Origin of the sequence: Halomonas sp. NCCP-2165, from assembly GCF_023708045.1 — a bacterium.
In the GTDB taxonomy this organism is placed as follows: Bacteria; Pseudomonadota; Gammaproteobacteria; order Pseudomonadales; family Halomonadaceae; genus Bisbaumannia; species Bisbaumannia pacifica.
Genome location: NZ_BRCY01000020.1, coordinates 46,820 through 73,446, shown reverse-complemented (window position 1 = coordinate 73,446; position 26,627 = coordinate 46,820). Strand labels below are relative to the sequence as shown.

Sequence of the window (26,627 nt, the reverse complement as noted above, 5' to 3'; positions counted from 1 at the left end):
TCTCCAACCCCCGGGAGAAGCGGGGGATCCCGGGTGGACGCCCCGAGGGCTGTGGACGAATGCGCCTCTCGTCACCAGGCCCCGCCCAGCTTCCCCACCGTTTCCGGGCACTTTTCCCACACCCTTTTCTAGGAGCTAGACCTCTGATGTGAAATGACTAATATCGGTTATCCACAAATCTTTTCCCCAGTATTAATAACAACATCATTTAAAAGGGCTAAATTATTATAATTGAGTGCACTAACGTGCCCCGAACCACGCAGCCCTCCCCTGCCGGTACGCTGCCCCCCCGTCGTGGCGCAGTTTCTTCGCCCCAGCATCGCGGAAAAATTGCACCGGGGCGGCGAATTCTCTAGAATTCCCGGTCTTGACCCGAAAGCTCCCGCGTAATCCGTCGGGGAAACCGGGCCGCTACTCTGACGTTCAGTCCAACCAACCACGTGGGAATCGAGAGTTATGAAACGCACCTTTCAACCGAGCGTTCTCAAGCGCAAGCGTGTGCACGGCTTCCGTGCTCGCATGGCCACCAAGAACGGTCGTGCCGTCCTGGCGCGCCGTCGCGCCAAGGGCCGTAAGCGTCTGAGCGCCTGATCGCGGATCACGCGTGTCCTGTCAGGGCTTTCCCCGGCGGCTGCGGCTGCTGACGGCCGGGGACTATCGACATGTCTTCGACCATGCGGACTTCAAGGTCCATGGCAAGGGGCTGATGGCCCTGGCAAGGCGCAATGACCTCGGTCATGCGCGCCTCGGCCTGGTCTTCAGCAAGAAGAATGTGCGTCGTGCCGTCGATCGCAACCGCCTCAAACGGCTGGTGCGCGAGTCGATTCGCCTGCAGCAGCAGCGTCTGCCCGCGGTGGATATCGTGGTCCTCGCTCGACGCGGGGCCCATGAGCTGGACAATGCCACCCTGCATCGCCAGCTTCACGGCATGTGGCGCCGCCTCGAAAAAGACGCTCGCAAGATGGCGGTCGACGCCACAGGGTCCTGACCTGACACCGCCGCTGTCGCCGTAACGGTGACACCTTCAGCCTGCCTCCGGCAGGCTTTCGTGTGTCTCGGAGACGGCGTGCTCACACCTTCATCACCCACCGGGCAGGATCCCCATGGACGTAAAACGACTACTCCTACTGATTCCATTGGCCGTGCTCGCCTATCTGCTGATCGTGCAGTGGAATCAGGATTACGGTCAGGCTATCCCCGAGCCTACCGCCCCCACCATCACCCAGAGCGGTGAAGCCGTCTCCCCCGGCGATGATGGCCTGGCCGTGCCGACGGCGCCTCGGGCGAATGCCATCGATGGCGAGATGCCGGAAGCGCCAGGCGCCCAGGGTAGCCGCCGCGACCTGATCGCCGTGACCACCGATGTGCTGGACCTGCGCATCGACCCCCAGGGAGGCGATATCGTCTATGCCGCCCTGCCCCAGCACCGCCTGACCCTGGATTCCGACCGCCCCTTCGTGCTGCTCTCCGATAGCGAGGCCCGCAGCTATGTGGCCAAGTCGGGCCTGCAACTGGAAGGTCACCAGGGACGCATTCGCTTCACACCGGAGCAGACCGAGTACCGCCTGAGCGAAGAGGCGGATCGCCTGGAAGTCGATATGCGTGCCGACGTCAACGGCGTCGCGGTGCTCAAGCGCTTCACCTTCGAGCGCGATAGCTATGCGGTGAATGTCAGCTACCACCTGGCCAACCAGGGCGAGGCCCCGGTCACCGCCCGCTTTATCGGCCAGCTGGCCCGGGACAATAGCCCCGACCCCACCAGCGGCGTGGCCATGGGCATGAAGTCCTACCTGGGCGCGGCCTTCTCCACCCCGGAGACCCGCTACGAGAAGGTCGACTTCGAGGATATCCAGGAGGGCAACTTCGCCAACCAGGATGCCCAGGGCGGCTGGGTCGCCATGATCCAGCACTACTTCGTGTCCGCCTGGGCCCCCAGCCAGGATCAGCAGAACCTCTACTACGCCACCACCGATTCCCGCGATCGCAACGTGGCGGCCTTCGCCGGCCCCAGCCAGACCCTGGCCGCCCAGGGCGAGGCGACCCTCGCCGCGACCCTCTACCTGGGACCCAAGGTACAGGAGCGCATGGAGGCGATCGCCCCCAACCTGGAGCTGACCGTCGACTTCGGCTGGCTGTGGTTCCTGGCCAACCCGCTGTTCTGGCTGCTGGACAATATCCACGACGTCCTCGGCAACTGGGGCTGGTCCATCGTGGTGCTGACCCTCTTCGTCAAGCTGGTGATGTGGCCGCTCTCCGCCAAGGCCTACAAGTCCATGGCGCGGATGCGCAAGCTGGGCCCGGAGATGCAGCGTCTCAAGGAACTCTATGGCGACGATCGTCAGAAGATGTCCCAGGAGATGATGAAGTTCTACCAGAAGGAGAAGATCAATCCGCTGGGGGGCTGCCTGCCGATCCTGGTGCAGATGCCGGTATTCATCGCCCTCTACTGGATGCTGCTGGAGTCCGTGGAGCTGCGCCACGCGCCCTTTATGTTCTGGATCCAGGATCTGTCGATGAAGGATCCCTTCTTCATCCTGCCGATCCTGATGGGCGCCTCCATGTTCGTGCAGCAGATGCTCAACCCGGCGCCGCCGGACCCCATGCAGGCCAAGATCATGAAGATGCTGCCCATCGTCTTCACCTTCTTCTTCCTGTGGTTCCCGGCCGGCCTGGTGATCTACTGGGTGGTGAACAACATCACCTCCATCGCCCAGCAGTACGTGATCACCCGCAAGATCGAGAACGACCCCACGATCGGCAAGGGCATGAAGACCAAGGGCTAGTCCCCGGCTTCGCGACCGATACGTCCCAGACCCCCGCCCCGGCGGGGGTCTGGCGTTTCTGCCCCACCGCCACGACAATAGCCCCATCGCCGCAAGGAGCCCGACATGTCCACCACGCCGCTCTATACCCAGGACACCATCGCCGCCCTGGCCACCCCCCCGGGGCGAGGCGGGGTGGGTATCATCCGCGTCTCCGGCCCCCTCAGCGCCGCCCTGGCGGAGGCCATCCTGGGGCATTGCCCCCGCCCGCGCCACGCCCACTACGGCCCCTTCCGGGGCGCCACGGGCCAGCTCGACGAGGGCATCGCCCTCTACTTCCCCGGGCCTCACTCCTTCACCGGCGAGGACGTCCTCGAGCTCCAGGGACATGGCGGCCCGGTGATCATGGACCTGCTGCTGGAGCGCTGCGTCCAGTTGGGCGCACGGCTGGCCCGCCCCGGCGAATTCTCCGAGCGTGCCTTCCTCAACGACAAGCTCGACCTGGCCCAGGCGGAGGCCATCGCCGACCTGATCGACGCCAGCTCCCGGGCCGCCGCCGAGAACGCCCTGCGCTCCCTGCAGGGGGAGTTCTCGGCCCGGGTCGCGACCCTGGTCCAGCGGCTGATCGAACTGCGCATCTATGTGGAGGCGGCCATCGACTTTCCCGAGGAGGAGATCGACTTCCTGGCCGACGGCAAGGTCGCGGAGATGCTCAAGGGGGTCGGCGACGAGCTGGCGTCGGTGCGCGGTGCCGCCGGTCAGGGTGCGCTGATGCGGGAGGGCATGAGCGTGGTGATCGCCGGGCGCCCCAACGCCGGCAAGTCGAGCCTGCTCAACGCCCTCACCGAGCAGGAGACCGCCATCGTCACCGATATCGCCGGCACCACCCGGGACGTGCTGCGGGAGCATATCCATATCGACGGCATGCCGTTGCATGTCATCGATACCGCCGGCCTGCGCGACACTCCCGATGCGGTGGAACAGATCGGCGTGGCCCGGGCCTGGGACGAGATCGAGAAGGCCGACCGGGTGCTGCTGCTGGTGGATGGCACCACCACCGAGGCCACCGACCCCATGGCCATCTGGCCGGAGTTCGTGGCGCGCCTGCCGGATCCTTCGCGGCTGACCCTGATTCGCAACAAGATCGATACCAGCCGGGAGTCGCCGCAACTCGACTTATCCACAACCCCGCCGGTGATCCGCCTCTCCGCCAAGACCGGCGAGGGTGTGGATAACCTCAAGGAGCATCTCAAGGCGGTGATGGGCTATAGCGCCACCACCGAGGGGCGCTTCTCGGCCCGGCGGCGCCACCTGGACGCCCTGGATCGCGCCGGGGAGGCGCTGGAGAACGGCGAGGCCCAGCTCCATGGCCACGGCGCCGGCGAGCTGCTGGCGGAGGACCTGCGCGAGGCCCAGCAGGCCCTGGGCGAGATCACCGGCGAGTTCAGTGCGGATGACCTCTTGGGGGAGATCTTCGGCAGCTTCTGTATCGGCAAGTGAGCATATCACCCGGCCCCGCTTATCGTCGGTTGCTCTCGCCATCGGCTCGCTTAACCGACCTGCGCGCTCCGGATCGACGCCTTCTACTCGGGTAGCCACCAGTCCGCCCGATGGCGGGCCGGGGCGCCCCAGATGGCGGTGACCTGGCTCATCGCCTCCTCCACCGCCTGATCGAGTCCCCAGGGCGGATTGAGCACCAGCATGCCGCTGCCATACATGCCGTGGCGTTCCGCCCCCGGCTCCCTGAGCCGCACCTCGCTGCGCCAGACCTTGCGCAGGCCGGTGCTCTTGAGCCCCTCCAGCAGCTCCTGGTGACGCCCCGCCGGCAGCAGCGGGTACCACACCGCCACCACCGCATGGCGCGCCTTGCGCCCTACCCAGGCCAGGGTCGCGACCAGGTCGCGATACTCCTCCTTGAGTTCGTAGCTGGGGTCGATCAGCACGCAGAGCCGGGGGGTCGCCACCGGCAGCAGGCGCTTGAGCCCCGCCAGGCCATCGCCATGCACCCGTCGCACCCGGGCATCCTCGCCGGCCCGCTCCAGGTGCCCGAACTCGCCGGGATGCAGCTCGAAGAGGCTGAGACGATCCTGAGCTCGCAGCCCCGCGCTCAACCACCGGGGCGAACCGGGATAGTGAGTCAGGTCATTGCCCGGCTGTGCCTCGGCCAGCTGTGCCAGCCAGGCCTTGAGGGCCCCCGAGGCGACGCCGCGGGCGCGCCATATCGGCTCGACTCCCTCGCGGTGCTCCTGGAGCTTGCGGGCCTCCTCGGCGTGAAGCGGATAGTGCCCCCGTCCCGCATGGGTATCCACATACGTAATAGCCGATTCTTTACGTAACAGGCGATCCCGCAGCGTAACCAGGAGCAGGTGTTTATGCACATCGGCGAAATTGCCGGCATGGTAGGCGTGTTGATAGGCGAGCATGACGATTTCCATGAAAAGGCCCACGGAATCGCTTCCATGGGCCGGGATGCCGAGGGGCCAGCGAGGTTACATCTGCTGCTGCATCGGACTCAGGGTGATCTCGACGCGGCGATTCTGGGCACGCCCCTGCTCGGAGGCGTTGCTGGCCACCGGCATGGTTTCGCCATAGCCCATCATATTGAGCCGATACATGGCCACGCCGCTCTGGGCCAGGTAGTTGCCCACCGCCTGGGCACGGCGCTCGGAGAGCCCCTGGTTGTAACGATCATCCCCGGTGCTGTCGGTATGGCCGGCGATATTCACCCGGGTGTCGGGGAAGTCGCGCAGCACCTGGGACACGTCGTTGAGGGCGGAACGCGCGGTGGGGGTCAGCTCGCTGGAGTCGAAGCCGAAGGTCACGCTGCTGGGCATGTTGAGGATGATATCGTCGCCGCGGCGATCCACCTCGATACCGGTACCCTCCATGCTCTGCCGCAGTTGTGCCTCCTGGCGATCCATATAGGCGCCGATTCCGGCCCCGGCGGCGGCCCCCACGGCGGCGCCGATCAGGGCGCGATCGCGACGGCTGGTGCTGCCGCTACCGCTCAGGGCCCCGGCGGCGGCGCCCACGGCGGCCCCGATACCGGCACCGCTCAGGGTGCGGTTACGGTCGGTCTGTGAGCCGTAGGGATCGGTGGTGGCACAACCCGCCAGCAGCAGTCCGGCTGCCAGGGGGTAGGCCAAACGAAGCATCTTGGGCATAACGTAACTCCTGAACGTCGTGGAATGGCTAAGGATCACTCCTCGAGGGAGGCCAACAGCTCATTCAAGAATAATAGACCCTGAGGCGAGGCTTGCAGGCGGGCGTCATCTTCCACGAGAAGTCCAAGATTGCGGGCCCGCGCCAGGCGCGTCTCCAGGGTCGCCCGGGATAGACCACTATGCGCCTCCCAGAGTGCCATGGGCACCCCCTCGGTAAGGCGCAGGGCATTCATGGCGAACTCCAGGGGCAACTCCTCCGCCGCGATACGGCGATGGCCGGCGACGAAGCCCCGCGGGTCTTCCCGGCGCCGCAGATAGGCCTCCGGCTGGCGACTCTTCCAGCGCCGCTCGATGATCAGGCCATCGCCCTGCGGCGTCGCCCGGCTCAGCTTGCCATGGGCGCCGGCGCCGATGCCCAGGTAGTCGCCGAAGCGCCAGTAGTTGAGGTTGTGCCGGGCCCGACGTCCGGGGCGCGCGTAGGCGGAGATCTCGTAACGGGCGAGGCCGGCGGCCTCCAGGCGTTCATGGCCGGCATCCTGGATCGCCCAAAGGGCCTCCTCCTCCGGCAGCACCGGCGGCCGCGAGTGGAATTCGGTATTGGGCTCCAGGGTCAGCTGATACCAGGAGAGGTGGCTGGGCGAGAGCGCCAGGGCCCGGTCGATATCATCCAGGGCCAGCGCCGGGCTCTGCCCCGGCAGGCCATGCATCAGGTCGATATTGAGGTTGTCGAAGCCCGCCGCCCGGGCCTCCCTCACCGCTCGCTCGGCCTCCAGGCCGCCATGGATCCGCCCCAGGGCCTGGAGCTGGGCGTCCTGAAAGCTCTGTACCCCCAGGGAGAGGCGGTTGATGCCCGCCTCGCGATAGGCGGCGAAGCGCGCCTGCTCGAAGGTACCGGGATTGGCCTCCAGGGTGATCTCGATATCCGCGGCCCAGGGCAGCGCCTCGCCCAGGCGGGTCAGGAAGCGCCGGTAGAAGTCCGCCGACATCAGGCTGGGGGTGCCGCCGCCGATAAAGACGCTGACCAGCTCGCGTCCCGCCACCAGGGGCAGCTCCGCCTCCAGGTCGGCGAGCAGCGCCGCCAGGTAGTCGTCCTCGGGCAGGCTGGCCCCGGCGCCGACCCCATGGGAGTTGAAGTCGCAATAGGGACACTTGCGCACACACCAGGGCACATGCAGATAGAGCGACAGGGGCGGCAGGGGACGACTCATCCGCGCAGCCGCTCCACCAGCTCGGCCATGGCTCTGCCGCGATGGCTCAGGCGGTTCTTCTCCTGGGCCGCGAGCTCGGCGGCGCTCATGCCGGCGCCCCGGGGCCAGAACAGGGGATCATAGCCGAAGCCCCCCTCGCCCCGGGGATGGGCCAGGATCTCGCCCTCCCAGCACGCCTGGACGATCAGCGGTACCGGGTCCTCGGCGTGGCGCAGGTAGACCAGCACGCACCAGTAGCGGCCACTGCGCTGGCCCTCCGGTACCTCCGTCAGGGCCTCCAGCAGCTTGCGGTTGTTGCGTTCATCGCTCTTCGGCTCGCCGGCATAGCGGGCCGAGTAGATCCCCGGCGCCCCCTTGAGGGCATCCACCTCCAGGCCCGAGTCATCGGCCAGGGCCGGCAGGCCGCTGATTCGGCACGCCTCCCGGGCCTTGAGCAGGGCATTCTCCACGAAGGTCAGGCCGGTCTCCTCCACCTCGGGGACCCGGAACTCGGCCTGGGGCCGCACGCGAAAGCCCAGCGGCGCCAGCAGGGCCTCGAACTCGCGCAGCTTGCCGGCGTTACCGCTGGCCAGCACCAGGGACTGGGGTTCACTCATTCACTACTCCTAACATGGCTTATCTCGTGGTCAATCGACCTCGCCCACCGCATGGCCCATAGGTTGGCGAATCAGGCTGACCGCTCGGTCAATCGACCTCACCCACCGCATGACCCATAGGCTGGCGAATCAAGGAGACCGCTCGGTCAATCGCCGCTGGCATCTTCCCAGCGGCCCGACTAGGTCAATTCACCTCACCCACCGCATGACCTATAGGCTGGCGAATCAAGGAGACCGCTCGGTCAATCGCCGCTGGCACGCCAGCGATCCTACCCAATCAATCGACCTCGCCGACCGCATGGCCCATATGCTGGCGAATCAAGGAGACCAGGGTCTCGCTGGCATCCGCGGCCGTGGTATCCAGATGCACCAGATGACAACGCTCCTCCTCGGCGAAGGGCTCCCGGGTGGCCAGCTGTCGCTCCAGTACCGCCAGGCCCGCCTCGGAGGGGTCGCCGCCGCGGCGGGTGCGCTTCTCGATGCGCCGACGCAGAGTCGCCTCGTCGGCCTCGAAGCTGACGATCAGTTGCGGCAGGCCGCGGGCCTCCGCCTCGTGGCTCAGCAGGTCCCGCTGCCAGCGAGCCAGGCAGGTGGCATCGATGCACACCGGCAGCCCCGCCTCCAGCAGGGTGCCGGTCAATCGGGCCAGGCGCCGGTAGGTGCGTCGGGTGGCCTCGGGGGCATAGAGCTCCACGTCGCTGCCGCGGCTATCGGCCAGGGGTGCGAAGCCGTAGAGGCGCTTGCGCTCCACGTCGGAACGCAGCCGCACCGCGCCCAGGCGGCGCACCATCTCGCCGGTGAAGCGGCTCTTGCCGCTGCCGGAGACCCCGGCCCCCAGCACCAGGTAGGGGAAGCGGAACTCCGCATAGCCCTCGGCCAGGCCCAGGTAGTGATCGATCTCGGCCAGTACCGCCTCGCCCTCGTCGCCACCGACCTGTTCCAGGCGCAGCGCCGCCACCTTGACCCGCACCAGGGCCCGATAGAGCTTGTAGTAGCCCAGGGCCCTGACCAGGCCATAGTCGCCGGAGAGCTCCAGGTAGCGATTCAGGGCATGGTGGGCCAGGGCGCGCTCGCCGCGGGCCTCCAGGTCCATCAGCAGGAAGGCCAGGTCACAGCCCACGTCGCTCCAGCGCAGCGCATCGTTGAACTCGATGCCGTCGAAGAGCAGCGCCCGCCCCCGGTGCCGCACCGCGTTGCCCAGGTGGATATCGCCATGGGTCTCGCGCACGAAGCCCTGGGCATGGCGTTCGGTCAGGACCGGTGCCAGGCGCGCCTGAGTCTCCTCGACCAGGGCCTGGAGTCGCTCCAGGCGAGCCAGGCGTGCCTCCCCCGGCAAGCGTGGGGCGATCAGGGTGAACTCCCGGGCGAGGATCTCGGCGGTGGCCTCGGCTCCGCCCAGGGGATCGTCCGGGGCGATGCGCGCGGCGCTCTCGTGGAAATCCACCAGTTGATCGATCAGGTCATCGATCAGCTCCAGGGAGAGGCTGCCCTCTTCCTGGAGGGTGCTGAACAGGTGGCGATTGCTGAACTGGCGCATCTTCACCGCGTACTCGAAGGGCGCGCTGGCATCATCGACCCGCGGCGCCTCCGGGGTGCCGGAGATGGGCACCGCCGCCAGGTAGAGGCTGGGCGCGAGGCGCCGGTTGAGGCGCACCTCCTGCTCGCAGAGCCGGCGGCGCTGCTCCAGGGTCGAGAAGTCGAGGAAGCTACCGAACTCCAGCGGCTTCTTGATCTTGTAGGCGTAGTCACCGGTGAGCAGGATCCACGAGATATGCGTCTCGTGGACCTCGACGCCCGTGACGTCATGGTCATAGCAGGCCGGGTCCCGCAGGGCCTGGATCAGGGTCTCGCTCACCGTGACACCTCCTGACGACGGGTTAGCGCTGGGCCAGCCGGGCGAAGGCCCGCTCGGCGGCATCCAGGGTGGCCTGGATGTCCTCCGCAGTATGGGCGCTGGACATGAAGCCCGCCTCATAGGCGGACGGCGCCAGGTAGACGCCCTCGTCGAGCATGGCCGAGAAGAAGGTGCGGAAGGCCTCGGCATCGCAGGCGGTGGCCTGGGCGAAGTTGTCGACCCGGGACTGGCCGGTAAAGAAGACCCCGAACATGCCGCCGGCACGCTGGGTGATCATCTCGATGCCGGCCGCCTTGGCGCGCGCCTCGAGGCCGCTGCAGAGGGTCTCGACCCGCTGGGCCAGGGCATCGTGGAAGCCGGGCTCGCGCACCTTGGTGAGCAGGGCGATGCCGGCGGCCATGGCCAACGGGCTGCCGGAGAGGGTGCCGGCCTGGTAGACCGGGCCCAGGGGCGAGATCTGCTCCATGATCTCGCGCTTGCCGCCGAAGGCCCCCACCGGCATGCCGCCGCCGACGATCTTGCCCAGGCAGGTCAGGTCCGGGGTGATGCCGTAGTAGGCCTGGGCGCCGCCCAGGGCGACCCGGAAGCCGGTCATCACCTCGTCGAAGATCAGCACGCTGCCGTGACGGTCGCAGACCTTGCGCAGCCCCTCCAGGAAGCCCGGCAGCGGCGGGATGCAGTTCATGTTGCCGGCCACCGGCTCGACGATGATGCCGGCGATCTGCTCGCCCAGCTCGGCGAAGCACTGTTCCACGGCATCCAGGTCGTTATGGGGCAGGGTGATGGTGTGCTCGGCCAGGGAGGCGGGCACCCCCGGGGAGCTGGGCTCGCCATGGGTCAGGGCCCCGGAGCCGGCCTTGACCAGCAGGGAGTCGGAGTGGCCGTGGTAGTCGCCCTCGAACTTGACGATCTTGTCGCGGCCGGTATAGCCCCGGGCCAGGCGGATCGCCGACATGGTGGCCTCGGTGCCGGAGTTGACCATGCGCACCAGCTCGATGCTGGGCAGGATCTCGCAGATCAGGTCCGCCATGGTGGTCTCGATGGCGGTGGGGGTGCCGAAGGAGAGCCCCAGGTCGAGGCGCTCGCGCACCGCGCCCAGCACCTCCGGGTCGGCATGGCCGGTGATCATGGGCCCCCAGGACCCCACGTAATCGATATAGCGCTGGCCCTCCACGTCGAAGAGGTAGGCGCCCTGGGCGCGCTCGATAAACACCGGCGGCCGCTCGAGGCCCTTGAAGGCACGCACCGGCGAGTTGACGCCCCCGGGGATATGACGGCAGGCCTGTTCGAAGAGCTGTGCGGAGGTGGTCATGGATGCCTCTCGTGATGAAATTGTGGATAACTATCTGGATAGTGCGGATAACTTTCGTGAGCAGCCTGTGGATAAGCGCTTAACCGGCGCTCAGCCGCCGATTCAGGTCGCGGACGCTGGCCTCGATATCGGCGGCGGCGAAGACCGCCACCACCGTGGCCAGCAGGTCGGCGCCGGCACCGCGGGCCACGCCGATGGTCTCGGCGTCGATGCCGCCGATGGCCACCCGCGGCAGGCCGATGGCCTCGGCCTCGCCCAGCAGGTCGAGCTCGGCGGGGGGCGCCTCGGGCTTGGTGCGGGAGGCGAAGAAGCGCCCGAAGGCCACATAGCTGGCGCCCTCCCGGGCGGCCCGCTCGGCGAGGGCCAGGCGACCGTGGCAGGTGGCGCCGATGATCGCCGCGGGTCCCAGGCGCTCCCGGGCCTCGGCCAGGGCGCCGTCGCCCTGGCCCAGGTGCAGGCCGACATTGGCATGACCCTCCCGGCGCAGGGTGGCGGCCAGGGCGGTGTCGTCGTTGATGATCAGCGGCACCTCGTGGTCGCGGCACAGGGCCGCCAGGGCCCGGGCCTGACGCTGGCGCTTGTCGGCCTGCGTCGACTTGTCGCGGTACTGGAGCAGCGCCAGGCCGCCGCGCAGGGCCGCCTCGCAACCGGCCAGCAGGCGCGCGTCGTCGGGCAACAGCTCGGCATCGGTGATCGCATAGAGGCCACGGGCCCAGCTAGGGTTGTGCATAACTACTCCGCCGTCAGGGTCCAGTCGGGGTGGCGCCACAGGCGCCGCGGCAGGGTCTGGGCCTCGCCGGGGCGCCAGCCATGCTTGAGGGCCTGCCAGGTGACGTCCTGGGCCTGCTCGCAGGCGCCGGCCAGGGGTTCGCCCACCGCCAGGCGGGCCGCCAGGGACGCCGCCAGGGTGCAGCCGGAGCCGTGATAACTGCCGGCCAGGCGCGGCCACTGCCATTGGCGATCATTGTCCGGGGTATGCAGGGTGTGGACAACCCTGTCCGGGGGCTGTCCCGGCTCGGGGCTGTCGGTGCCGGTGACCAGGATCGCCTGGCAGCCCAGGGAGAGCAGCTCCACGCAGCGCTGGGTCTCGTCCTCGAAGCCGGGACCGGCCAGACGCGCCAGCTCGTCGCGGTTGGGCGTCAAGATATCCACAAGGGGTAGCAGCCGCTCGCGGAAGGCATCCACCAGTTCGGCCGTGGATAACTCTCGGCCGCCGCCGGCCCTGAGCACCGGATCCACCACCAGGGGCACCCCGGGGTGGCGCTTGATCACGTCCACCACCGCGTCCAGGGCCTCCAGGCTGGCCACCAGGCCCACCTTGATGGCGGCCACCCGAAATTCGCCCAGGGCCCCCGCCATGGCGCGAATCTGCTCGCCGGGACAAGGCAGCACCGCCGCCACGTCGGCGCTGTTCTGCACCGTCAGGGCGGTGGGCACGGTCAGCGCCCAGGCGCCGCAGGCGGCGATGGCCTCGCTGTCGGCCACCAGGCCGGCGCCGCCGCTGGGGTCGTGGCCGGCCAGCACCAGCACCACCGGCAACTCACGGGTCTCGCTCAAGGTCGCCATCAGAACGGCTTCACCACGGCGAGGATCACCACCGCCAGCAACACCAGCACCGGCAGCTCGTTGAAGACCCGGAAATAGCGATGGGACTTGTCGCAGGTGCCGGCGGCCAGCCGCTTCATATGCGCCAGGCAGACATGGTGATAACCCACCAGCAGCACGATCAGGGTCAGCTTGGCATGCAGCCAGCCCTGGCTCAGCCAGCCGGGCACCAGGTAGAGCATCCAGCCGCCCAGTAACAGCACCGCGATCATCGAGGGGGTCATGATGCCGCGGTAGAGCTTGCGCTCCATCACCAGGAAGTAGTCGATGGCCTGGCGATCCCCCTGATCCCGGGCCATGGCGTGGTAGACGAACAGACGCGGCAGATAGAAGAGGGCGGCGAACCAGGTGACCACGGCGATCAGGTGCAGGGCCTTGATCCACGGATACATAGCGACTCCAGCAGGGGGTGGGGACGACCTCAGCGCGGAGGCCGGAAACGGTAGTAGAGCTCGATGGCTTCGCGGGTGATGATACCGGAAATCCGCCGCCCGGGTGGCGCCACCGGATTCTCCACATAGAGCGCATCCACGTCGTGCTGGTCGAGGCGCTGGAAGGCCTCGGAGAGGGTCGCCTGCACCGGGATGGCGGCCATGTCCAGGCGCTGGCCCGGCACCTCCAGCAGGTCGATCTGCGCCTGGTCGGCCCAGCGCGGATCGAGCAGGGCCCGGGCCAGGTCCGCGGCCTTGAGGGCCAGGGTCGGCTTGTCACCCGTGGAGCGGCGAATCACGATCCAGCTCGGCTTGTGGTCCAGCAGGGCCTGGGCCTCGTCGTGGGTGACCTGGCGCAGGGTCACCGCCACCCGCGCCTCCATGACCGCCGGTACCGAGACCCGGGAGAGGGCCTGCATCAGCGGCTGCTGCAGGGGGTGCAACCCCTGGCGGGTGAGGGTCACGAAGAGGCCATCGCAGCGCCATGACTGGCGCGCCGTCAGCCCGGAGATCACCACCGCCAGCATCCCCGGCAGGATGATATTGGGGTTATGGGTCAGCTCCAGCAGCGCCATCAGCGCCGCCAGGGGCGCCTGGAGCACGGCGCCCATCATCGCCGCCATGCCCAGCATGGCGTAGAGCCCCGGATCGGCGGCCGCCCCCGGCCACAGCCAGACGCCCAGCAGGCCGCTCAGGGCCCCGGCGGCGGCGCCCACCACCAGCACCGGCCCGATGATGCCGATGGGCACCCCGCAGGCCAGGGTGAAGGCGGTCAGCAGCAGCTTGCCCACCACCAGGGCCAGCAGCACGTCCAGGGCCAGCTCGCCGTTCAGCGCCAGGGCCAGGCTGTCGTAGCCGATCCCCTGCACCTGGGGGTACCACCAGGCCAGGACAGCGGTGGCCCCCCCGGCCAGCAACAGGCGCAGCCAGAAGGGCAGCCCCGCCAGGCGCTCGCCGCTGCGGGCCACGCGGATAAAGGCCCCCGCCAGCAGGCCGATGACCAGGGCGGTGACCACGATCCAGGGCAGATTGGTCAGCGATTCCAGGCTGAGGATGGGCACCTGGAAGGCCGGTTCGGCGCCATACACCAGTTGGGCCACCACCGCGCCCATGGTCGAGGCCAGGATCACCGGCATGAAGCCGGTGATGGTGTACTCCATCATCACCACTTCCATGGCGAAGATGACCCCGGCGATGGGGGTATTGAAGGAGGCGGAGATGCCCGCCGCGGTGCCGCAGGCCACCAGCACCCGCAGGCTGTTGTGAGGCAGCCGCAGCAGCTGGCCGATGCCGCTGGAGGCGGCGGCCCCGAGGTGAATGGCCGGCCCCTCGCGCCCGGCGGAGAGCCCGCCCAGCACCGCCACGGCCCCCACCCACCACTGGTTCAGCCAGTTGCGCAGCGGAAAGCGGCCCTGGTGCTGACTCAGTCGCTCCACCACATGGCCGACCCCCAGCTTGCGGGCCGCCGCCGGCTGACAGCCGAGTCCGGCGCCGATCAGCGCCACCGCCAGCAGCGGCAGCAGGGCCCGCAGCCAGGGCTCCAGGGTCTCGAAGGCCTCCACCCCGCCGGCCGGCATCAGCGCCAGGGCGCCGCCCTCCAGCAGCAGACGAAAGGCCACCATCACCCCGCCGGTCAATAGCCCCGAGACCAGCCCCAGCACACAGAGCTGGGGCAGGGCATCGACGCTGGCCAGCTGGCGGCGGAAGGCCTCGAGGCTGGGGCGGGGCAGGCGGAGTCGCGGCAAAGGAGGGCCTCTAGGAGTGGGGTAGGCGTCCCTAGAGATGTATCATAAAGGCAGGCTTTCGTCAGATTCGGTCAAGAAGGAGTGCATCGTGATCAAGGTTGGTATCGTCGGCGGCACCGGCTACACCGGCGTCGAGCTGCTGCGTCTGCTGGCGCAACACCCCCAGGTCGAGGTGACCCTGATCACCTCCCGCTCCGAGGCGGGCGTCGCGGTCAGCGACATGTACCCCAACCTGCGCGGTCACTATGACCTGGCCTTCAGTGAGCCGGATCCCGAGCGCCTGGCGGCCTGCGATGCGGTCTTCTTCGCCACGCCCCATGGAGTGGCTCACGCCCTGGCCGGCGAGCTGCTGGCCCGCGGCACTCGAGTGATCGACCTCTCCGCCGACTTCCGCCTCAAGGATGCGGAGGAGTGGGCCCAGTGGTATGGCCAGCCCCACGGCGCTCCGGAGCTGCTCGAGGAGGCGGTCTATGGCCTGCCGGAGGTCAATCGCGAGGCGATCCGCGACGCGCGCCTGATCGCCGTGCCGGGCTGCTACCCCACCGCCGTGCAACTGGGCCTGCTGCCGCTGCTGGAGGCGGGCCTGATCGATGCCCAGCACGTCATCGCCGACTGCAAGTCCGGGGTCACCGGTGCCGGCCGCGGCGCCAAGGTGCCCTCGCTGCTGGCCGAGGCCAGCGAATCCTTCAAGGCCTACGGCGCCAGCGGCCACCGCCACCTGCCGGAGATCCGTCAGGGCCTGACCCAGGCCGCCGGACAGCCGGTGGGCCTGACCTTCGTGCCTCATCTGACGCCGATGATTCGCGGTATCCATGCCACCCTCTACGGGCGCCTCGACGGCGAGCCGGGTGATCTCCAGGCGCTGTTCGAGAAGCGCTTCGCCGAGGAGCCGGCGGTGGACGTGATGCCCGCCGGCAGCCACCCGGAGACCCGCAGCGTCAAGGGCAGCGATATCTGCCGCCTGGCGGTGCACCGCCCCGGCGACGGCGACACCGTGGTGGTGCTGGCGGTGATCGACAACCTGGTCAAGGGCGCCTCCGGCCAGGCGATCCAGAACCTCAACCTGATGTTCGGCTTCGACGAGATGGCCGGCCTCGGCGCCCCGGCCTTGATGCCCTAAGCCCCCGAACACCTGAGTTATCGCCATGAATGAATGTGGGGCGCCGGGGGCAGGTCGGAGCAAAGCGTCTTTTTCAGGGGTGAGGAAGGCCCTTCCGAACGGGTAGGCCATGGATGGCCTACCCCGGCCCTGCAAGCGAAGCAGGATGCGAGAGCGACGCAGGAAAAAGTCGAGCGCCCAGGGAAGGGTTCACAGCGTCTTTGCGAGCCCTGCCCCCGGGACAGCCCCACGCCACAGCACTTGATGATCGACAAGCCCTGGTGTTATCCAGCAAAAGTTGACCCTTTTGCTGGGGTTTGTGGATAATGGGGGGTCTATTCACCGGCAGGAGTGCGTCCATGAGCGGAGCCGAATCCTTCGAGCCAGCCTCCTTTACCCCCAAGCCCATGCTGCTCTCCGAGGGGGCCCAACGCCGCCTGCGTGCCCTGATCGCCGAAGAGGACAACGACGCGCTCAAGCTGCGGGTCTATGTCACCGGCGGCGGCTGCTCGGGGTTCCAGTACGGCTTCGACTTCGCCGAAACGAGCGACGATGACGACACCCTGATCGACTTCGACGGCGTCAGCCTGGTGGTGGATCCCCTCTCCTACCAGTACCTGGTGGGCTCCACGGTGGACTACGAGGAGGGCCTGGCCGGCGCTCGCTTCGTGGTCAAGAACCCCAATGCCACCAGCACCTGCGGCTGCGGTGCCTCCTTTATGGTGTGAGTCCTCACCAACCGCGAGCCACGAAAAACCCTCCCGCGCCCCCGGCCGGGAGGTTTTTTTATGGCCGCTTGACGCCTTCCCGATATCTCGTCATGTTGAATGGGTGTGTTCCATCAATAACCGAAATAACGGGGAACCCGATGAACAAGCTGCAACGTGCCTCTCTCGCCGCCGCCCTGGGCGCCGGCCTCGCCTTCTCCACCAGCGCCTTCGCCGAGCTGCCACAGGTGCGGGTGGTCACCGACCCCAGCTTCGTCCCCTTCGAGATGATGGATACCGAAACCGGCGAAATGGTCGGCTTCGATATGGACATCATCAATGAGGTGGCCGAGCGGGCCGGCTTCGAGGTGGCGCTGACCACCATGGAATTCAACGGCATCATCCCGGCGGTACAGACCGGCAGTCAGGAGATCGCCATCGCCGGCGTGACGATCACCGAGGAACGCGCCGAGATCGTCGACTTCTCCGATCCCTACTACGATTCCGGCCTGCGCATCATGGTGCGTGCCGACAACGACGGCGTCGGGTCCCTCGAAGACCTGGCGGGCATGACCGTGGCCACCAAGATCGGCTCCACCAGCTATGACTTCCTCCAGGAGAACCTGGGCGAGGATACCGAGATCACCCCCTACCCGGGCACCTCGGACATGTACATGGCGCTGCTGGGGGGCAACGTGGACGCCGCCTTCTATGATGCGCCCAACGTGGGCTACTTCGCCCAGACCCGCGGCGAGGGCCGCACCAAGGTGGTGGGCCCCCTCTACGAGGGCCAGCAGTACGGCATCGTCTTCCACCAGGGCAGCCAGTGGGTCGAGCCGGTCAACCAGGCGCTGGCCGAGATGCGCGAAGACGGGACCTACGACGAGATCTACACCAAGTGGTTCGGCGAGGCGCCCAGCGCCGAGGAGTAAGGGCTCCTGATGCCGCCGCCGGCCCGAGTGCCGGCGGCTCAACCGGCGGGGCCGGGCGGCCATGCCTCCCGGCCCCGCGCCGTTTCCGTTAGTCGGAGAGACGCTTGTGGAAGTCAATTTTCAGTTCGACTGGTCAGCCGCCTTCGGATCGATCCCCCATCTACTGCCCGGGATCCCCTGGACCCTGATGATCTCCTTCGGCGGCCTGGCCATCGGTTTCGTGATCGGCATCGTCTTCGGCCTGATGCGCATCAGCTCCTCCCGCTGGATGCGCCTGCCCGCCGTCTTCTATATCGAGGTGTTCCGCGGCACCCCCATCCTGGTCCAGGTGCTGTTTATCTTCTATGGCCTGCCACAGCTGCTCGGCGGCCCCATCAACGCCCTGACCGCCGGGATCGCCGCCATCGCCGTCAACTCCGGGGCCTATATCTCCGAAGTGGTGCGCGGCGGGGTGCAGTCCATCGAGCGCGGCCAGCGCGAGGCCGCGCTGTCCCTGGGCCTGTCGCGTACCCAGGCGTTCCGCCATGTGATCTGGCCCCAGGCCTTCCGGCGCATGATCCCGCCGCTGGGCAACCAAGGCATCATCAGCATCAAGGATACCTCGCTGTTCTCGGTGATCGGTGTCGGCGAGCTGGTGCGCCAGGGGCAGATCTATATCGCCACGACCTTCACCGCCCTGGAGGTCTATCTGATGGTGGCCCTGCTCTACCTGGCCATCACCTGGAGCCTTTCCCTGCTGCTGCGCGTGCTGGAACGCCGCGGCCTGGTCGGACAATAAGGGACCCCATCCATGACAGAGAGCCAACACGAGTCCCAAGCCATCGTGCGCATGCGCAAGCTCAACAAGCATTTCGGCAGCCTGCATGTGCTCAAGAATATCGACCTGGAGGTCATGCCCGGCGAGGTGGTGGTGATCATCGGCGCCAGTGGCTCCGGCAAGTCGACCCTGATCCGCTGCATCAACGGCCTGGAGGAGTTCCAGGACGGTCATATCATGGTGGATGGCAAGGACCTGCTGCCCCACGGCAAAGGGGCCCAGGCCCTGCAGCGCATCCGCACCGAGGTGGGCATGGTCTTCCAGCAGTTCAACCTCTTTCCCCACCTCTCGGTGCGCGACAACGTCACCCTGGCGCCCCTCAAGGTACGCGGCGTCTCCGCCGCCCAGGCCGACGAGAGCGCCGAGCGCCTGCTCGACCGGGTGGGCATCCGCGATCAGGCCGACAAGTACCCCAGCCAGCTCTCCGGGGGCCAGCAACAGCGGGTCGCCCTGGCCCGCGCCCTGGCCATGGAACCCCGGCTAATGCTCTTCGACGAGCCCACTTCGGCCCTGGATCCGGAGATGATCGGCGAGGTACTGGATGCCATGCGCGAACTGGCCCGGGAGGGCATGACCATGATCATCGTCACCCACGAGATGGGCTTCGCCCGGGAGGTGGCCGATCGGGTCATCTATGTCCACAAGGGCGAGATCGCCGAGGAGGCGCCTCCCGAGCGCATCTTCGATTCGCCCCAGGATGAACGCACCCGCGGCTTCCTGGCTCGGGTGTTGAAGCACTAGGGCCGACCCTGCACGGCCATCATCGGTCACCTTCGACGGAAAAAAGGCCTGTCGGCTTATCGACAGGCCCTTTTTTTTCCTGTGGATAGAATTTTTCGACGAATGCCCCCAGGGCCCGCCATGCCGGGCCTGGCACGCGATTCGGCGACTGTTGACCACCGCGGGCGCAAGTCGGGTAGGCGGCGGTGGAAAAACGGTGCACCAGTCACGCTGTGCATAAGTGGGGCTTTCATCCACAGCCTCGAAGGGGCTTGTTCGCAGCCTCCCACGAGCTTCTCCCGAGAATCGTCAACACGGTAACCTGTTGATAAGAAAATTGTTTACTCGCTTATCCCCGGATTTTGTCCACACCAATAGACACAACAGCAACAGAACTTCTCTTTTATCTCTCTTCTTTAATAACTAGTTAGGGAGTGAGATCGGGAAAGGCCGACGAGGGTGTGCAAAACCCCTGACGGTTACCCACAGGGGGTTTATACTGTGCGGCTGATTTTCTGCTCCGAGCTCTACTGCGGCGCCGCCGGCGCCATTCGAGGTGCAACGTGGATTACCCCGACCGCTTTGACGTCATCGTCATCGGCGGTGGCCATGCGGGAACCGAAGCCGCCCTGGCCTCCGCCCGCATGGGCTGTCAGACCCTGCTGCTGACCCATAACATCGAGACCCTGGGTCAGATGTCCTGCAATCCCGCCATCGGCGGCATCGGCAAGAGTCATCTGGTCAAGGAGATCGATGCCCTGGGTGGGGCCATGGCCCTGGCCACGGACCTGGGTGGCATCCAGTTCCGGGTGCTCAACGCCCGCAAGGGCCCCGCGGTGCGGGCGACCCGGGCCCAGGCGGACCGGGTACGCTACAAGGCGGCGATCCGCGGCCTGCTCGAGAACCAGCCCAACCTGACGCTCTTCCAGCAGGCCGCCGGCGATCTGCTTGTGGATAACGACACCGTGCGTGGGGTGGTCACCGAGACCGGTATTCGCTTCCACGCCGAGAGCGTGGTGCTGTGTACCGGGACCTTCCTGGGCGGAGTGATCCATATCGGCCTCGACCAGAGTCGCGGTGGCCGCGCCGGGGATCCCCCCTCCAATGCCCTGGCCCAGCGCCTGCGCGCCCTGCCCTTCAACGTGGCGCGACTGAAGACCGGTACCCCGCCGCGCATCGATGCCAAGAGCGTCGACTTCTCGGTGCTCGAGGCCCAGCCCGGCGATACCCCGACCCCGGTGATGTCCTACCTGGGCAGCCGCGAGATGCATCCCCGCCAGGTGGATTGCCATATCGCCCATACCAACGAGCGCACCCACGAGATCATCCTCGCCAACCTGGATCGCTCGCCGATGTATTCCGGGGTGATCGAGGGCGTCGGACCGCGCTACTGCCCGTCCATCGAGGACAAGGTGCATCGCTTCGCCGACAAGGCGAGCCACCAGGTGTTCGTCGAGCCGGAGGGCCTGGATACCCACGAGCTCTACCCCAACGGCATCTCCACCTCGCTGCCCTTCGATGTGCAGCTGCAGGTGGTGCGCTCCATCAAGGGCCTGGAGAACGCCCATATCACCCGGCCCGGCTATGCCATCGAATACGACTTCTTCGATCCCCGGGACCTGAAGCACTCCCTGGAAACCCAATTTATCCACAACCTCTTCTTCGCCGGGCAGATCAACGGCACCACCGGCTACGAGGAGGCCGGCGCCCAGGGCCTGCTGGCGGGGCTCAATGCCGCCCGCCGCGCCAAGGGGCTCGAGGCCTGGTGGCCACGCCGCGACGAGGCCTACCTGGGGGTGCTGGTGGATGACCTGATCACCCTGGGCACCCAGGAGCCCTACCGGATGTTTACCTCCCGGGCCGAGTACCGGCTGCTGCTGCGGGAAGACAACGCCGACCTGCGACTCACCGAGACCGGCCGCGACCTGGGCCTGGTGGACGACGCCCGCTGGGCCGCCTTCGCCACCAAGCGCGAGGCGATCGAGCGCGAGAGCGCGCGCTTGCGCGCCAACTGGGTACAGCCGGGTAGCCCGGCCGGCGAACGCCTGGCGGAGAAGACCGGCAAGCCCCTGCCCCGGGAATACAACCTGATGGACCTGCTCAAGCGCCCGGAGCTGGAGTACGCCGACCTGGCCGGGCTGCCGGGCATCGAGGGCGAACCGGTGGCAGACTCCGCCGTGGCCGAGCAGGTGCAGATCCAGGCCAAGTACCAGGGCTATATCGATCGCCAGCAGGCCGAGATCGACAAGCTCAAGCGCTTCGAGGCCACCCGCCTGCCGGCGGATCTCGACTTCGACCGGGTCGAGGGGCTCTCCAACGAGATTCGCCAGAAGCTCGCCGCGGCGCGGCCGGCGACCCTGGCCCAGGCCGGGCGCATCTCCGGGGTGACCCCGGCGGCGGTCTCCATCCTGCTGATCCACCTCAAGAAGCATCGTCTGCTTCAGGAGAGCCAGGCGGTGAATCAATGAGTCAGACCCTGACACCGACCATCGAACGTCGCCTCGATGAGGGCCTCGCGCGGCTCGAACTCGCCGTCGAGCCGGCCCAGCGCGACCAACTGCTGGCCCTGCTGGCGCTGTTGCACAAGTGGAACCGCGCCTATAACCTCACCGCGGTGCGCGATCCGTTGGCCATGGTCTCCCGCCACCTGCTCGACAGCGCCGCGGTATTGCCCTGGGTGCGTGGGCCGCGGCTGCTCGATGTGGGCGCCGGCCCCGGCCTGCCCGGCCTGGTGCTGGCGATCCTGGCGCCGCAGCTCGAGGTGAGCCTGCTCGACAGCAACGGCAAGAAGGTGCGCTTTCAACGCCAGGCCGTGCTGGAATTGGGGCTGACCAATGTCACCCCGGTGCAGGCCCGGGTCGAGGCGCATCGGGACGCGCCCTTCGATCAGCTGATCTCCCGGGCCTTCGCCAGCCTGGCCGACTTCGTCACCCTCACCGAGGGGCTGCTGGCCGAGGGCGGCGAGTGGCTGGCCATGAAGGGCCCCGCCGCCGACGAGGAGCTGGAAGCGCTGCCTCCCGGCGTCCGCCTGAACGCGCGCCATGCGCTGGCGGTGCCCTTCGACGAGAGCCAGCGGCAGCTGCTGATCCTGCAGCGCCACCCGACCACCTAGGCCGCCTGTCGGGCGGGCCGTCAGACGCAAGGAAGTCGCTCGTGACCAAGATCATCGCCTTGACCAACCAGAAGGGCGGCGTGGGCAAGACCACCACGGCGGTCAACCTGGCCGCCAGCCTGGCCGCCCTGGATCGCCGGGTGCTGCTGGTCGATCTCGATCCCCAGGGCCATGCCACCATGGGCAGCGGCGTCGACAAGCATGAGCTGGAGGGAAGCGTCCTGGAGGTGCTGCTGGGGGACAAGGGCGCCGCCGAGGTGATTCTCGACTGTCCCGAGGCGGGCTACGGCCTGCTGCCCGGCAACGGCGACCTGACTGCCGCCGAGGTCGACCTGCTCGAGCGGGACGAGGGGCGCGAGCGCTGCCTGCTGGATGCCATCGCCCCGGTGGCCGGCGAATACGACGTGGTGCTGATCGACTGCCCGCCGTCGCTGAACATGCTCACCGTCAATGCCCTGACCGCCGCCGACGGCGTGATGATCCCGCTGCAGTGCGAGTTCTATGCCCTGGAGGGGCTCTCGGCGCTGCTCGATACCGTCGATCAGATCAAGGAGAGCGTCAATCCGAGCCTGGCGATCTTCGGCATCCTGCGCACCATGTACGATGCCCGCAACGGCCTGACCCGGGACGTCAGCAAGCAGCTGCTCGACTACTTCGGCGAGACCCTGCTCAAGACCACCATTCCGCGCAACGTGCGGGTGGCCGAGGCGCCCAGCCATGGCCTGCCGGTGACCAAGTATGCGCGTCTCTCCCGGGGCAGCCAGGCCTATCGGGTGCTGGCCAAGGAACTGATTCGTCGCCTGTCGCTGTGAGGAAACGCCGATGACCCGTAAACGTGCCCTGGGGCGCGGCCTGGATGCCCTGATCGGTGCCGGGGCCCGCCGCCGCGAACTGCTGGAAGAGAGCGCCGAGTCGATGGAGCTCAACGGCGTCGAGCCCGAGTTGGATGCCGCCGCCGGCGAGCGCCTCGAGCGGCTGCCCCTGGGGCAGCTGACGCGGGGCAAGTATCAGCCGCGTCGCGATATCCAGCCCGAGGCCCTGGAGGAACTGGCCGACTCGATTCGCGCCCAGGGGGTCATGCAGCCCATCGTGGTGCGCCCCATCGGCGACAAGCGTTACGAGATCATCGCCGGCGAACGGCGCTGGCGCGCCGCCCAGCTCGCCGAGCTGGACGTGATCCCCGCCGTGGTCCGGGAGGTCAGCGACCAGGTCGCCCTGGCCCTGGCGCTGATCGAGAATATCCAGCGCGAGAACCTCAACCCGGTGGAAGAGGCCCTGGCGCTGAAGCGGCTGCTCGACGAGTTCGAGCTGACCCAGCAGCAGGTTGCCGATGCGGTGGGCAAGTCCCGGGCCCAGGTGGCCAACCTGCTGCGCCTGCTGGCCCTGGACCCGGAGGTGCAGACGCTCCTGGAGCGGGGCGACCTGGACATGGGCCACGCCCGGGCCCTGCTGGCCCTCTCCGGTGCCAGGCAACGCCAGGCCGCCCACGAGGTGGTCAACAAGGACCTCACGGTGCGCGATACCGAGGCGCTGGTGAAGCGCCTGGTCAATGGCGAGCCGACCAAGCCCCAGCGCGAGGCGCCCTCCGCGGACGTGACGCGGCTGGAAACGCAGCTCGGCGAATTGCTCGGGGCCCCGGTGAAGATCCAGCATGGCCGCAGCGGCAAGGGACGCCTGACGATCCGCTACACCAGCCTCGATGAGCTGGACGGCATCCTGGCGCATATTCGCTAACCCATTAGCAGCCTACTTTTATCGAAAACTCGCCTTTTGGTCGTAAGCTGGCGCGAAAACGTGAAAAATCGCTCCGGCTTTGGTTGAAGCCGTCATGGCGCTTCCCTATAATCCGCGGTGGTTTGCCCGGCCACCGGGGAACGGGTCGAGGGCCGACGAATCGCTACCCTCGACGGCAGTCAATGTAAGGGCATGTCATGCATAGGGCCGCGCAGTCTCGGCGACGATCACTCCCCGTGGGCGGCCTGATAGGCGCCCAGCTACTGGTCGCCGCCGCCCTGGTAGTGGTCTCTGCCCTGCTGTCGGGAGGCGCCGCGGCGCTCTCCGCCCTGAGTGGCGCCACCATCTGTGTGGCAGGCAACGCCTATTTCCTGTGGCGAGCCTCGCGTATCCGCGGGGGTCGCCAACCGCGCCGCATGGTCAATAACTTCTATCGTGCGGCGGCGGGCAAGTTCGGTTTGACGGTGGCATTGTTCGTCGCTGCGTTCGTGCTAGTGCCCCCCTCAAACCCGGCTTTATTTTTTGGCGCATATGTGGCGACCCAATTCGCGCACTGGCTGGCCCCCTGGCTGCTGCGTAAACGGTCGACCCCCTGAACCTGAGGTAAGCAGCGTATGGCAGCAGGTAGCGAAGTCACTGCGACTTACTATATCCAGCACCACTTGCAGAACCTGACCTTCGGCAAGCACCCGGAGAACGGCTGGTCCCTGGCACACAGCTCCGAGGAAGCCATGGAGATGGGCTTCTGGGCGATCCACCTGGACACCATGGGCTGGTCCATCGCCATGGGGGCCCTGTTCATCTGGCTGTTCCGCAAGGCCGGCAAGCTGGCGACCACCGGGGTGCCCGGCACCCTGCAGAACATCATCGAAATGGTGGTGGAATTCGTCGAGAACACCGTGCGCGGCGCCTTCCACGGCAAGAACCCGGTGATCGCGCCCCTGGCCCTGACCCTGTTCGTCTGGATCTTCCTGATGAACCTGCTCAAGCTGATCCCGGTGGACTATGTCCCCGAGCTCTTCGCGCGGCTGGGCGTGGGTTACATGAAGATGGTGCCCACCACCGATCCCAACGCCACCCTGGGCATGGCCCTGGGCGTCTTCCTGCTGATCATCTACTACAGCCTGAAGGTCAAGGGCGTGGGCGGCTTCGCCAAGGAGCTCTCGCTGACCCCGTTCAACCACTGGCTGCTGATCCCCTTCAACCTGCTGCTGGAAATCATCGGCCTGCTGGTCAAGCCGCTGGGCCTCGGCCTGCGACTCTTCGGCAACATGTTCGCCGGTGAAGTGATCTTTATCCTGATTGCGCTGCTGCCCTTCTGGATCATGTGGACACTCAATGTGCCCTGGGCCATCTTCCACATTCTGGTCATCACCCTGCAGGCCTTTATCTTCACGGTGCTGTCGGTGGTGTACCTGAACGCGGCTCACGAGCATCACTGACTCGAATCGACCAAGTAACACCCTTAACCCCTTGTAACTCAACTTGAAACTAGGAGTACTACCATGGAACTCGTTTACATCGCTGCTTCTCTGATGATCGGTCTGGGCGCCCTGGGTACCGGCATCGGCTTCGCCCTGCTGGGTGGCAAGCTGCTCGAATCCACCGCTCGTCAGCCGGAGCTGGGCGACCAGCTGCAGACCAAGACCTTCCTGATGGCTGGCCTGCTGGACGCCGTGCCGATGATCGGTGTCGGTATCGCGATGTACCTGATCTTCGTTGTCGCCGGTTAACGATGTGCACACCGGGCGCCCTGCGCTCGGTTTGCTTGTTTCCGGTCGCCACGAATCAGTCAGAGGTACATCCCTGTGAATATCAACATGACGCTTATCGGGCAGACGATCGCCTTCGCGATCTTTGTCTGGTTTTGCATTAAGTATGTGTGGCCGCCGATCAGCAACGCGCTCCATGAGCGTCAGAAGAAGATCGCCGATGGCCTGGATGCCGCCAGCCGTGCCTCTCGTGACCTCGAGCTGGCCCAGGAGCAGGCCGCCGAAACCCTTCGCGAGAGCAAGCAGCAGGCTACCGAGATTCTCGAGCAGGCCAACAAGCGTGCCAATCAGATGATCGAAGAGGCCCGCGAGCAGGCCCGTGCCGAGGGCGAACGCCTGGTGGCCAGCGCCCGCAGCGAGATCGAGCAGGAAGTCCATCGCGCCAAGGACGAACTGCGTGCCCAGGTCTCTTCCCTGGCCCTGGTCGGTGCCGAGCGTGTCCTGGAAGCCTCCATCGACGAGAAGGCCCATCGCGAGATGCTCGACAAGCTCGCGGCCGAACTGTGAGGAGGTGATCCATGGCGGAAACGTCAACCGTCGCCCGGCCCTATGCCAAGGCGGCGTTCGAGTACGCACGTGATCATCAGGCGCTGTCTCCCTGGGCCGAGTGGCTCGCCAAGCTGGGTCAGGTCGTCGCTACCCGCGACGTCCAGAGCCTGCTGACCAGCCCCAGGCTCACCCCGAGCCGCAAGGTCGAGGTACTGCTCGAGCTGGCCGAGGTCGAGGCCGACGAGGGCCAGCGCAACCTGCTGGCCACCCTGGCCGATCAGGGGCGCCTGGCGATTCTCGGCGCCGTCGCCGAGCAGTTCGAGCGCCTGCGCGCCGACCAGGAGCAGCGCGTCGACGTGAGCGTGGTCTCGGCCTTCGAACTCGACGCCAAGCAGCAGGACAAGCTCGCCAAGGCACTCAAGAAGCGCCTGAATCGCGAAATCTCCATTACCACTCAGGTGGACTCATCGCTTCTCGGTGGCGTCATCCTGCGTGCCGGTGACACCGTGATCGACGGTTCCGCACGCGGTCGACTGAACCGCCTCCGTGAGACACTTTCCGCCTGAG

General features: G+C 67.1%; 28 protein-coding genes. 18 read left to right on the top strand and 10 right to left on the bottom strand.

The window, feature by feature from the left end:
- Positions 1-456 precede the first annotated feature (456 nt).
- From rpmH to mnmE, 4 genes are all read left to right on the top strand, one after another.
- The gene (rpmH, locus tag NFU04_RS11565) at positions 457-591 is read left to right on the top strand and encodes a 50S ribosomal protein L34 (RefSeq protein ID WP_010626003.1); all 135 of its coding nucleotides are present in this window, start codon (positions 457-459) and stop codon (positions 589-591) included.
- A 13-nt stretch (positions 592-604) separates the two neighbouring features.
- Positions 605-988 (top strand): ribonuclease P protein component, encoded by a 384-nt coding sequence (gene rnpA, locus NFU04_RS11560; RefSeq protein WP_146803235.1) that lies wholly within the window; start codon positions 605-607, stop codon positions 986-988.
- 115 nt (positions 989-1,103) lie between these two features.
- Complete coding sequence (gene yidC / locus NFU04_RS11555; protein WP_251309579.1) at positions 1,104-2,783, top strand: membrane protein insertase YidC; 1,680 nt, start codon at positions 1,104-1,106, stop codon at positions 2,781-2,783.
- Positions 2,784-2,888: 105 nt separating this feature from the next.
- Positions 2,889-4,262, top strand: coding sequence for a tRNA uridine-5-carboxymethylaminomethyl(34) synthesis GTPase MnmE (gene mnmE, locus NFU04_RS11550; RefSeq protein ID WP_251309578.1), 1,374 nt, complete (start codon positions 2,889-2,891; stop codon positions 4,260-4,262).
- A gap of 83 nt (positions 4,263-4,345) precedes the next feature.
- Here the strand turns inward: mnmE and NFU04_RS11545 are convergent, their stop codons facing one another.
- From NFU04_RS11545 to NFU04_RS11500, 10 genes are all read right to left on the bottom strand, one after another.
- Positions 4,346-5,185 carry a 23S rRNA (adenine(2030)-N(6))-methyltransferase RlmJ gene (locus NFU04_RS11545; RefSeq protein ID WP_251309577.1) on the bottom strand — a complete coding sequence of 280 codons (840 nt, stop codon included), beginning with the start codon at positions 5,183-5,185 and terminating at the stop codon, positions 4,346-4,348.
- Positions 5,186-5,251: 66 nt separating this feature from the next.
- Positions 5,252-5,926, bottom strand: a complete 675-nt coding sequence (locus NFU04_RS11540) for an OmpA family protein (protein ID WP_146803239.1) — start codon at positions 5,924-5,926, stop codon at positions 5,252-5,254.
- 35 nt (positions 5,927-5,961) lie between these two features.
- Positions 5,962-7,134: a radical SAM family heme chaperone HemW gene (gene hemW / locus NFU04_RS11535; RefSeq protein ID WP_251309576.1), complete on the bottom strand. Its 1,173-nt coding sequence runs from the start codon at positions 7,132-7,134 to the stop codon at positions 5,962-5,964.
- Positions 7,131-7,730 carry an RdgB/HAM1 family non-canonical purine NTP pyrophosphatase gene (rdgB, locus tag NFU04_RS11530; protein WP_251309575.1) on the bottom strand — a complete coding sequence of 200 codons (600 nt, stop codon included), beginning with the start codon at positions 7,728-7,730 and terminating at the stop codon, positions 7,131-7,133. Before rdgB ends, hemW begins: the two co-directional genes overlap by 4 nt.
- Before the next feature lie 277 nt (positions 7,731-8,007).
- The gene (locus NFU04_RS11525) at positions 8,008-9,585 is read right to left on the bottom strand and encodes a bifunctional aminoglycoside phosphotransferase/ATP-binding protein (protein WP_251309574.1); all 1,578 of its coding nucleotides are present in this window, start codon (positions 9,583-9,585) and stop codon (positions 8,008-8,010) included.
- 22 nt (positions 9,586-9,607) lie between these two features.
- Positions 9,608-10,897, bottom strand: a complete 1,290-nt coding sequence (hemL, locus tag NFU04_RS11520; RefSeq protein ID WP_251309573.1) for a glutamate-1-semialdehyde 2,1-aminomutase — start codon at positions 10,895-10,897, stop codon at positions 9,608-9,610.
- Between the two features lie 79 nt (positions 10,898-10,976).
- Positions 10,977-11,627, bottom strand: coding sequence for a thiamine phosphate synthase (thiE, locus tag NFU04_RS11515; protein ID WP_251309572.1), 651 nt, complete (start codon positions 11,625-11,627; stop codon positions 10,977-10,979).
- 2 nt (positions 11,628-11,629) lie between these two features.
- Entirely contained in the window at positions 11,630-12,463 is an 834-nt protein-coding gene (gene thiD, locus NFU04_RS11510) for a bifunctional hydroxymethylpyrimidine kinase/phosphomethylpyrimidine kinase (RefSeq protein ID WP_251309571.1), read from the bottom strand.
- Positions 12,463-12,894, bottom strand: a complete 432-nt coding sequence (gene hemJ / locus NFU04_RS11505) for a protoporphyrinogen oxidase HemJ (RefSeq protein ID WP_251309570.1) — start codon at positions 12,892-12,894, stop codon at positions 12,463-12,465. The genes thiD and hemJ overlap by 1 nt, the downstream gene beginning before the upstream one ends.
- 29 nt (positions 12,895-12,923) lie before the next feature.
- The gene (locus NFU04_RS11500) at positions 12,924-14,678 is read right to left on the bottom strand and encodes a chloride channel protein (RefSeq protein ID WP_251309569.1); all 1,755 of its coding nucleotides are present in this window, start codon (positions 14,676-14,678) and stop codon (positions 12,924-12,926) included.
- An 88-nt stretch (positions 14,679-14,766) separates the two neighbouring features.
- Between NFU04_RS11500 and argC the strand changes: the two genes are divergently transcribed.
- From argC to NFU04_RS11430, 14 genes are all read left to right on the top strand, one after another.
- The gene (argC, locus tag NFU04_RS11495; RefSeq protein ID WP_251309568.1) at positions 14,767-15,798 is read left to right on the top strand and encodes an N-acetyl-gamma-glutamyl-phosphate reductase; all 1,032 of its coding nucleotides are present in this window, start codon (positions 14,767-14,769) and stop codon (positions 15,796-15,798) included.
- A gap of 338 nt (positions 15,799-16,136) precedes the next feature.
- Positions 16,137-16,505 (top strand): iron-sulfur cluster insertion protein ErpA, encoded by a 369-nt coding sequence (gene erpA / locus NFU04_RS11490; RefSeq protein WP_285835148.1) that lies wholly within the window; start codon positions 16,137-16,139, stop codon positions 16,503-16,505.
- A gap of 140 nt (positions 16,506-16,645) precedes the next feature.
- Complete coding sequence (locus tag NFU04_RS11485) at positions 16,646-17,416, top strand: transporter substrate-binding domain-containing protein (RefSeq protein WP_251309567.1); 771 nt, start codon at positions 16,646-16,648, stop codon at positions 17,414-17,416.
- A gap of 106 nt (positions 17,417-17,522) precedes the next feature.
- Positions 17,523-18,194: an amino acid ABC transporter permease gene (locus NFU04_RS11480; protein WP_251309566.1), complete on the top strand. Its 672-nt coding sequence runs from the start codon at positions 17,523-17,525 to the stop codon at positions 18,192-18,194.
- A gap of 12 nt (positions 18,195-18,206) precedes the next feature.
- Positions 18,207-18,974, top strand: a complete 768-nt coding sequence (locus NFU04_RS11475; RefSeq protein ID WP_285835147.1) for an amino acid ABC transporter ATP-binding protein — start codon at positions 18,207-18,209, stop codon at positions 18,972-18,974.
- 542 nt (positions 18,975-19,516) lie between these two features.
- Positions 19,517-21,421: a tRNA uridine-5-carboxymethylaminomethyl(34) synthesis enzyme MnmG gene (mnmG, locus tag NFU04_RS11470; protein ID WP_251309565.1), complete on the top strand. Its 1,905-nt coding sequence runs from the start codon at positions 19,517-19,519 to the stop codon at positions 21,419-21,421.
- Positions 21,418-22,065, top strand: coding sequence for a 16S rRNA (guanine(527)-N(7))-methyltransferase RsmG (gene rsmG, locus NFU04_RS11465; RefSeq protein WP_251309564.1), 648 nt, complete (start codon positions 21,418-21,420; stop codon positions 22,063-22,065). Before mnmG ends, rsmG begins: the two co-directional genes overlap by 4 nt.
- Positions 22,066-22,106: 41 nt before the next feature.
- Entirely contained in the window at positions 22,107-22,877 is a 771-nt protein-coding gene (locus NFU04_RS11460; RefSeq protein WP_251309563.1) for a ParA family protein, read from the top strand.
- A gap of 10 nt (positions 22,878-22,887) precedes the next feature.
- Positions 22,888-23,799: a ParB/RepB/Spo0J family partition protein gene (locus NFU04_RS11455; protein WP_251309562.1), complete on the top strand. Its 912-nt coding sequence runs from the start codon at positions 22,888-22,890 to the stop codon at positions 23,797-23,799.
- 236 nt (positions 23,800-24,035) lie between these two features.
- On the top strand, positions 24,036-24,395 hold the full coding sequence (locus NFU04_RS11450) for an ATP synthase subunit I (RefSeq protein ID WP_251309561.1): 360 nt from the start codon (positions 24,036-24,038) through the stop codon (positions 24,393-24,395).
- 18 nt (positions 24,396-24,413) lie between these two features.
- Positions 24,414-25,241 (top strand): F0F1 ATP synthase subunit A, encoded by an 828-nt coding sequence (gene atpB, locus NFU04_RS11445; RefSeq protein WP_146802444.1) that lies wholly within the window; start codon positions 24,414-24,416, stop codon positions 25,239-25,241.
- Positions 25,242-25,304: 63 nt separating this feature from the next.
- Positions 25,305-25,532, top strand: coding sequence for a F0F1 ATP synthase subunit C (gene atpE, locus NFU04_RS11440; protein ID WP_110284402.1), 228 nt, complete (start codon positions 25,305-25,307; stop codon positions 25,530-25,532).
- A 75-nt stretch (positions 25,533-25,607) separates the two neighbouring features.
- Positions 25,608-26,078 (top strand): F0F1 ATP synthase subunit B, encoded by a 471-nt coding sequence (locus tag NFU04_RS11435; protein ID WP_198057896.1) that lies wholly within the window; start codon positions 25,608-25,610, stop codon positions 26,076-26,078.
- 11 nt (positions 26,079-26,089) lie between these two features.
- A complete protein-coding gene (locus NFU04_RS11430) occupies positions 26,090-26,626 on the top strand; it encodes a F0F1 ATP synthase subunit delta (RefSeq protein WP_251309560.1) in 537 nt (178 codons plus the stop codon).
- Position 26,627 lies beyond the last annotated feature (1 nt).